We start from the raw sequence: 8,282 nt of genomic DNA, 5'->3' as shown, positions 1-8,282 counted from the left end.
GCACCATGCCATCCTAGATGGGGTTGAAGGGCTTGCTTTAAGGCGCTATACTGATTCATAGGGTTTTCGAGATTAGTGCTATTTCTCATAAAACCCTACTCCCGCCTACTTTTCAAGCTTTTTGTCCTGTACTTAGGATCAGTAATCAGTAATCAGTGAAAAAACAGCACTGTCACCGCCATTTAATACTGCTCGGTTAATAAGTAGCTGGTTATAATTAAATTAAAAATGGATTTTAGGTTCGATCCCCCCTGCCCCCCTTGATAAGGTAGGGTTGATTCATGAATCAACCCTACCCTTGATAAGGGGGGTGTCTGATAATTTTTAACGCCTACCTACTTACCACTGACTGAAAACTCAAATCTGATTACTGTTTACTGACAACAGCAAAAAGCTCCCTAACCCCCCATCTTGCCAATTTTTATCATGAGAACAATCGCTGAAATCAACGACAAGATCGCTAAAAAAACGGCTGTAGTCTGGACAGTAGAGGAATTAAAAAGCCGTGTTACCGAGATGGGAATTAAGGAGGTTTTTTCCCAAGTAGATGTGGTTTGTACGGGAACCTTTGAACCGATGGAATCTTCGGGGGCAATTATTAATTTAGGTCAGACGGATCCGCCGATAAAAATTCGTCAATGTTGGTTAGATGGGATTCCTGCTTATGCTGGTTTTGGGGCGGTGGATTTATACTTAGGAGCCAGCGCTATTAGTGATCTAGCGGCCAAAAATGAGAATTTAGAGGGAGAAAATCCCGAAAGGGGCGGCGGACATATTATTGAGGATTTAATCGCTGGAAAATCGATTCAATTGCGCGCTGTCGGCCAGGCCACCGATTGTTATCCTCGCACTTCTTTTGAAACGATTATTTCTAAGGATACTATCAATCAATTTTATCTTTTTAATCCTCGCAATCTCTACCAGAATTTTATCGTCGGAGTCAATGGGGGAGAGCGGACTTTATATACTTATTTGGGACCACTACAGCCACGATTAGGTAATGCGGTGTATTCTAACCCTGGAGCCATTTCTCCCCTGTTAAATGACCCCGATTTAGAGGCTATAGGCATCGGTACGCGCATTTTTTTAGGGGGAGGAATCGGTTATATTGCTTGGGAAGGAACCCAACATTTTCCCCTGCAAAAACGCCTACAAAATCGAACTCCTATTGGCCCCGCTTCCACCTTAGCCTTAATTGGTGATGCTAAACAAATGAATGCTCGCTGGGTGCGGGGTTGTTATTTCAAAAATTATGGGGCTTCTTTAATGTTAGGAGTAGCAGTACCGATTCCGATTTTAAGCGAGGAAATCGTTCGACATTGTGGGGTAAAAGATGAGGAAATTGTCGCTCCAGTGGTGGATTTTTCCATTCCCCGGCGAGTCCGTCCTACCTTTGGTTTAATCACCTACGCTAAACTAAAAAGCGGTCGGATTATGATCGAGGGAAAAAGTGTTAGGGTGGCTCCTTTGGCCAGTATTTCCCTGTCCCGGGAAGCCGCTTTAGAATTAAAAGCACTAATCGAATCGGGAGAATTTACCCTCACGGAACCCGTGGCAAAAATTAATCTAGAGCGGACTTTTATCCCCCAGGATCGTTGGGGCGGAAAATTATCAATTGAGTAAAGCCTAAAGATATTATCCAACAAGGTTTTTAGATTTATTCAGCAAACCCTAATTATTCATACTAAATCCGTCGAGTATAAGCTACATATCAGGAGAGGCACTCTTGCAAGTGGAGTGACTCTGAAATTATTACAGATGTATTAGCAGCTGCGTGTAAGCATCTCACCGAAAAACTAATGCGCGGGGGGTTTGGGGGCGGCGCCACGCCCCCAACGGGGGGTTTGGGGGGTAGAACCCCCCAAAAGCTTGGATTGAGTAATCAGATCTGAAGTAATACTAAATCCCTTGAGTATAGGCTACATATCAGGAGAGGCACTGAGTGGAAAATAGAAGCTGAAATAACGCCAATTCCTCAATCAGAATATTCTCATGCTTGGCGGTCCAACTTTGTCATCAGGACTGCCGACCGTCTCCGTTAACGGCCCAAAAGATTGGCAATATCAGCACATCCCCCCGGAATGGTTGCGCGGGACTTTTCCCCACACCAACGACAACAATAGTGACGTTGTTCCTCGCTCATGTTTTTCACCCCGGTAAAATTGACATTTTCTACCACTGCTCCCGTGTGTTCTCCGCTGTCATAATTGGGGGGAACGGTACGACTGCGGGGGGTAGCATTTTCTAGGGAACCATAAAATAAACGCATCCCTTTCATATCTGCCCCTCTTAAATTAGCTTCGTAGAGAATTGTCCGCGATAAATTTGCTTTCACCAAATCGCTATAACTTAAATCGGCCCGCACCATATTCGCTTCGCTTAAATCCGTCCAGCGCAGATCCTGCCCGGAAATGTCGGCCCCGGCTAACATTACTCCCAAGTGTACTACTCTTGTACCGAACTCTCGATCCTCCGCATAACCCCCTTCCCCGTCTAGAATTGGTCGGCCTAGATAACGATCGCGTTTAATCGGTGATAATAGCCGCGATTGACTCAAAAAACGCAGTATTTTCGCTTTTCCGGAGGCATCGACACTGCTGAGGATGGAAGCGGTGCGACCTTCTGCGATCGCTCTTTCCTGGGGCCAATCTTCTAAAAATCCCTCCTCATCCAAGGCTAAATCGGAAATCCCTTGAAAATAGGAATCGATCGTCTGTTGTTGGGTAATGCGATTTTGTTGTATGGTTAAATCCTTAGAAATAACGTACTGTTCCCAGGCCACATAGACAGCTAACACGGCGATCATAATCTGTCCCAAGGCCCCCACCCACTCGGCCCAGGAACCGAACTCATCGTATTTAAAACTGTCTAACCATCGCAATATGCGCTCGTAAACTCCTAAATATTTCCCTAATCCGGCCAGAGCAGCTATAAAAACTATAAAAGCGAAAACCGTCTGACGTTCAGAGGGGGTGAGATAATGGGCGATCCACTGGCGAATAGAGGGTAAAATCACCTGTAAAGATATTAATATCGCTACTATCGCCCCAGAAAAGCCTAACCAGTCCCAGCTAAAGACCAGGCCGATGGTCATCACCATCAGGGGGGCCAGTAGTAACCCCGCGTTACCCGGTCGAAGATCTTTTAATACTAGGATGCGCTGACGCACGGGATTACGCGAAGATAAAGAGGAGACGTATTCGGAAGCATCGGGGGGCGATAAACTGGTTTTACCGTTATTTTCGGGGTTATCAGCCCTATTTTCCGCGGCGAGTTTTTCTGGTTCTTTGCGATCGCTCATATTAATCCTTGTCAAGAGAAAATAATTCCACACCGAAAACTGAGGCGAAAACCCTCGATAAATCTTGCTGTACTTGCATAAGACTAATATTAGGCAGAAACTGCTGTAAACTGCCCACGGGTTTATTAGTAATCCCACAGGGAATAATCTCGGCAAAACCGCTTAAATCTGGACAAACATTAAGGGCAAAACCATGATAGGTAATCCAACGACTAACTTTAATACCGATCGCCGCTATTTTATACCCTTCTACCCATACCCCCGTCAGGCCCGCGATTCTTGCCCCCGACAATCCATAAATAGCGATAGTTTGCAGGATGACTTCTTCTAATTGTCGCAAATACCAGTGTAAATCCTGCTGATAATAGCGCAAATTGAGGATCGGATAGCCCACTAACTGCCCCGGACAGTGATAGGTGACTTCGCCTCCTCGCTCGATTCGGTACACTTCTTTGTCGGTTTTGTCAAGATTAAATTTAATAAACTTAATATCCGAACCGGTACCGAGGGTGTAAACGGGGGGATGTTCCAGCAGCAGCAGCACATCAGGTAAGTCGGGATTAGCGATTCTTGCCTCCACCAGCGATCGCTGTTGCGACCAAGCGCGAGAATAGGGAGTAATTGCCTGAATTTTTAGCCCACAGAGACGAGGTATTTTTTGTGCATTCATCGAAAGATGTGATTGGTCAAATTATTGAAGAAATGTGGAAGAGCGCCAAGGAAAATTAAAAGAAGGGAAGAATAGATGTTGGGGAGAATAATAGGCGCTAATCTAAAGTTATCCCATGTATCATCTCTTGGGATCAGTATCCTCTAGTTTATCCTCATCAGCACCAAAAAAGCACCAAAACAAGTTCAATCCTTGATTGAGCAAACCCACCAACAGGTTATTGACCCTAACACTCAAAGAAATGTTATCGAGTTAATCGAGAAGATTATTATCTACAAATTTCCGCAGAAAAGTCGCCAGGAGTTAGAAGCTATGTTTAATCTCACGGAATGGAAACAAACCAAGTTTTATCAAGAAGCCAAAGAAGAGGGAAAACTTGAAGGGAAACTTGACGGGAAACTTGACGGGAAATTGGAAACAATTCCCCTTCTCGTTAGGTTAGGACTTAATCAAGAACAAATTGCGCGGGAATTAAATTTAAAAGTTGAGATTGTTCATCAATTTATTACCAATCAGAACAACTAAAACTTTTGAGATATTGCTTCGGGGAGGGATTACTTTTCCCCAAAAGGGAGAATCTCTCAATCTCCCCTCGCAATGACAATCTTTCTTTCGGTATCCTGGATAGTTCTGGTAGCAATAGGTGAGAGTAGGTTGACGCTCCCCGAAGCGCTCATGCTCCCGATTCCCTGTTCATCCAGTTACCTTATTTATTAGGCTTTCACTTAATAGACAGTGGGGAGTCTGTAGTCGGGCTTGAATTTCTGTCCGCGGCTCGACAAAAGCTCGCCGAACGTCCGAAGTCTCGCCGAACGTCCGAAGTCTCGCCGAACGTCCGAAGTCTCGCCGAACGTCCTGACAGTATTGGCTTTGCGAAGAATGTTGATAGGGGCGTTTTCATCTCTATCCAAGACACACCCACAAGAACAAATATGTGTTCTTACAGATAATGTTTTCTTGACAATATTGCCACAACTAGAACATTGTTGGCTAGTATATTGTGGATTTACCGCTATCACAAACTTCCCGTGTATTTTCCCAAAGTAGTCTAACCAATTGGTGAACATTGACCAGCTTGCATCTGAAATAGATTTAGCAAGCTTAGGATTTTTCACCATATTGGACACCTTCAGGTCTTCATAGACTACCAAATCGTTAGATTGGATTAACGCTTTTGCTGTCTTTACGGCAAAATCTTTACGTTGTCTAGAAACTTTTAAATGAAGGCGAGCTACTTTAGATTTCTGTTTTAACCTTTTTTGGCTTCCCTTTTTCTTTTTCGAGAGTTGACGCTGTGCTTTTTTCAAGCGTCTTTCTGCTTGACGAAGAAACCGAGGGTTATCAATTTTATCCCCATTAGAATCGGTTAAGAAATGGTTTAAGCCTAAATCAATGCCCACTTCTTTCCCCGTAGAGTTAAAGGGTTCTACTCGCTCAATGTCTAAGACAAATTGACAATAAAAGCCGTCTGCTCGTTGAATAAGCCTGACTCTCTTGATTGTGTATTTATCGAGAATCTCACGGTTAAAAGTGCCAATTAGCTTTAATTTTACTATCCCTGTTTTATCCGTGATGTGGATCAACTTTTTGTCTTCTGTTAGCTTCCAACCAGAAGTTTTGTACTCTACAGACCTTGAGAACTTTTTGAATTTAGGATAGCCTTTTTTAGCTAAATCCCTTTGGCAATTGTCGGAGAAACCGGATATATAAAACCAAGCTCTTTCGGCACTTGCCTGACGAGCCATAGAGTTGAGTTTACCAACAAAAGGTAACTCAAGATTTTGGGTTAAATCTGTGACGAAGCGGCACAAAGTAGCATAGTTTACTTTGTCTTCTTTGGTAGAGTCCATCCAAAATCTTAGACACTTATTCCTAATAAACTGTCCCACTCTTATAGCCTCTTGAATGGCTATTTCTTGGTGTGAATTGGTTTTTAACTTAAACTCTATGACTCGCATTGATTCGACTTTTCAATGTGTTATGCTATGATTATAGCAACTCATCGTACAAAGTATCAAGAGGGTGAAAACTAATTATTTCAAGACTCCTAGGGCTACCTTTAATCTCACTGTTCACATAGTTCTCGTGACAAAGTACCGTAGAAAGGTGTTTCAGAAAGAGCATTTAGAGTTTTTGAAGGTAGCCTTTCATAACATAGCCGAGAAATGGAATGCGAAGGTAATAGAGATTAACGGAGAATCAGACCATGTTCACATTCTTTTAACTTACCCCCCTCATAAACTGTTAAGTGGATTAATAGCCAACTTAAAGTCAACCTCTTGCAAACTAATGTGGGACAGTTTTTCTGACCATTTAAAAAAGATATATGGTCAAGACAAGAGAGTTTTGTGGACAGGGGCATATTTTGTGGCTAGTTGTGGCGGTGTCACAATAGACCAACTTAAGAAATATGTAGAGAATCAGGATTCCCCTGAATATTAGCTGTGCTTCGTGTCACTGAGCCTTGACATTGAGCCTTGACATTGAGCCTTGACATTGAGCCTTGACATTGAGCCTTGACATTGAGCCTTGACATTGAGCCTTGACATTGAGCCTTGACATTGAGCCTGTCGAAATGTGTCGAAATGTGTCGAAGTGTGGACACTGAGCTTTTACATTGAGCGTGTCGAAATGTGTCGAAGTGTGTCGAAGTGTGGACACTGAGCTTTTACATTGAGCGTGTCGAAATGTGTCGAAGTGCTGTTTTATACTGGTCGGTTTTTCATCTCCGAGGTGAAACCGAGGGTTCCTTCAAACCGACATTTAAGGTAAACTTCTAAGTATTCTTCTAGTTTTGTTGGCTCTCCTAGACTGGTTATAGCAAATTAGTAGTTTAAATGAGCTTAACCCCTTAAATAGCCTGGAATCCGACAAAGCAAAAAGCTTTTTTTATTAAAATTGCTTTTTTGAATTCTGGCAAGCCTTACTTGGCAAGGCTTGCGTGGATTATTTTGTACTAATATATCATAACTACTCTAGAAGAGCCGTTTTGTTAATTTATTTTGGCAAAATTTCTCTCTTTTTAGTTAGGGTTGGCTGAATAATGGTAAAACCCTTTTAAAATAAGGTTTTTGGCGTTGTCAAATTGAAAGATGATCCGAATCAGCCCGGAACTGAAATTACTTTGATAGCAAGGATTGCATTGCATCTTTCATATTCACGCGATGTGCAACTAAAAACCACAGAATCAGGGTTCCAGAGGATACTTTATCTCTGCTGATTTCTGAAAACCTTGTAAATCAAGACTGAAAATATAGTTGCACACGGGGTTATTCTGATCTGACAACGCCACGCCCTTTTTTTGCCTATCAATTTAAAAACTTGCGTTTTTTGGATCATCTTAGCATAGAGGACTGAGTAGTATTGAGTTACAACAAAGTTGATTTGTTAATTTTGTCCATCAGTGTAATCCCAGTTAAATCTCTCACTTTTTTCCGTTATCAATTACTAAGGAGATTTCGATGGCTAAACAATATATGCCCCTTGAAGATTGCTCTGGGGCTGCGGTATTGGGTGGAGAAATTCCTCAATTACGTCCCCCAGGGTTTTCTGATGACTCAAAATCTACCACATTTAGCTATACCTATTATCCAGGGGTATCAGAAATTTACGAGGCTGTTGCTCCTAATATTAGCACTCGTTTCTATGCGATCAAAGCAGCTATTGATTTCTCCAAAGCTAAAGGGGAATTACAAGCTGTTCTGATGGCGCACGGCGGATATTTTGGTGAACATAGTTTCTACATCTATCAGGGAAAACTATGTTATGTCTATAACTGGTTAGGGCAGCAACAGAAGATCACTTGTGATCTTCCTCGTCTTAGTGGCGAGGTGACACTCAAAGTTGAATTTGCCAAACCAAAGATAATCGCCCCTTCAGATGAAAAGTTGGGTGACAGCACGATAGATAAGATGAAACTGTATATTAATAACATCGAACAAAATGTCGATATTATCAGAACTTTCTCAAATCATACTCCTAACTTCCTAATTCGATATAAACACGAGATTCCTGGCGAGTTTCAAGGTGCGAGGTTGCGAAGAATTATGATTACCATTACCAATGATGTAGTGCGATAAATGATGAGCAATCGTCAGCTTTTTGCTGTGATCAGTAAACAGTGAACACTAATCAGTGATCAGTAAACAGTAATCAGTGAAAAGACAGTAGTGGGACTTAAACACAGAACCGAATTTTTTTAGCTATAATCAAGTCATAGTAGGCTTTCACGTCAAAATACGCCCATGGGAGAAACGACCCCATCCGCTATGCCGCCCTGCTTCGAGAGATGGTGCGCTAGATTCGATGACT

7 protein-coding genes are annotated in these 8,282 nt (G+C 42.5%); 4 read left to right on the top strand and 3 right to left on the bottom strand.

All coding sequences use genetic code 11. The annotated features are described in order from the left end of the window. Nucleotides 1–426 precede the first annotated feature (426 nt). Entirely contained in the window at nucleotides 427–1,623 is a 1,197-nt protein-coding gene (locus O9334_RS22425; RefSeq protein ID WP_288002646.1) for a homocysteine biosynthesis protein, read from the top strand. A gap of 415 nt (nucleotides 1,624–2,038) precedes the next feature. Here O9334_RS22425 and O9334_RS22420 read toward each other — a convergent pair whose 3' ends face one another. Both O9334_RS22420 and lipB read right to left on the bottom strand, forming a co-directional pair. After that, nucleotides 2,039–3,301, bottom strand: a complete 1,263-nt coding sequence (locus tag O9334_RS22420; protein WP_045358648.1) for a pentapeptide repeat-containing protein — start codon at nucleotides 3,299–3,301, stop codon at nucleotides 2,039–2,041. A gap of 1 nt (nucleotide 3,302) precedes the next feature. Further along, the gene (lipB, locus tag O9334_RS22415; protein ID WP_288002644.1) at nucleotides 3,303–3,971 is read right to left on the bottom strand and encodes a lipoyl(octanoyl) transferase LipB; all 669 of its coding nucleotides are present in this window, start codon (nucleotides 3,969–3,971) and stop codon (nucleotides 3,303–3,305) included. Nucleotides 3,972–4,121: 150 nt separating this feature from the next. Between lipB and O9334_RS22410 the strand changes: the two genes are divergently transcribed. After that, on the top strand, nucleotides 4,122–4,496 hold the full coding sequence (locus tag O9334_RS22410) for a DUF2887 domain-containing protein (protein WP_312675866.1): 375 nt from the start codon (nucleotides 4,122–4,124) through the stop codon (nucleotides 4,494–4,496). A gap of 200 nt (nucleotides 4,497–4,696) precedes the next feature. Here the strand turns inward: O9334_RS22410 and O9334_RS22405 are convergent, their stop codons facing one another. Then, nucleotides 4,697–5,929: an RNA-guided endonuclease InsQ/TnpB family protein gene (locus O9334_RS22405; protein WP_080754261.1), complete on the bottom strand. Its 1,233-nt coding sequence runs from the start codon at nucleotides 5,927–5,929 to the stop codon at nucleotides 4,697–4,699. A 64-nt stretch (nucleotides 5,930–5,993) separates the two neighbouring features. On the opposite strand from O9334_RS22405, the gene tnpA reads away from it, so the two are divergent. Both tnpA and O9334_RS22400 read left to right on the top strand, forming a co-directional pair. After that, the gene (gene tnpA, locus O9334_RS22985; protein ID WP_045358650.1) at nucleotides 5,994–6,413 is read left to right on the top strand and encodes an IS200/IS605 family transposase; all 420 of its coding nucleotides are present in this window, start codon (nucleotides 5,994–5,996) and stop codon (nucleotides 6,411–6,413) included. Between the two features lie 1,019 nt (nucleotides 6,414–7,432). Further along, complete coding sequence (locus tag O9334_RS22400) at nucleotides 7,433–8,050, top strand: hypothetical protein (protein WP_288002642.1); 618 nt, start codon at nucleotides 7,433–7,435, stop codon at nucleotides 8,048–8,050. Nucleotides 8,051–8,282: the final 232 nt, after the last annotated feature.

The sequence above is a fragment of the Microcystis sp. LE19-8.1F genome, from assembly GCF_027531715.1.
Classification (GTDB): domain Bacteria; phylum Cyanobacteriota; class Cyanobacteriia; order Cyanobacteriales; family Microcystaceae; genus Microcystis; species Microcystis wesenbergii_A.
Note: the sequence above shows the minus strand (reverse complement) of the source record. Positions and strands in the feature narration are given on the sequence as shown.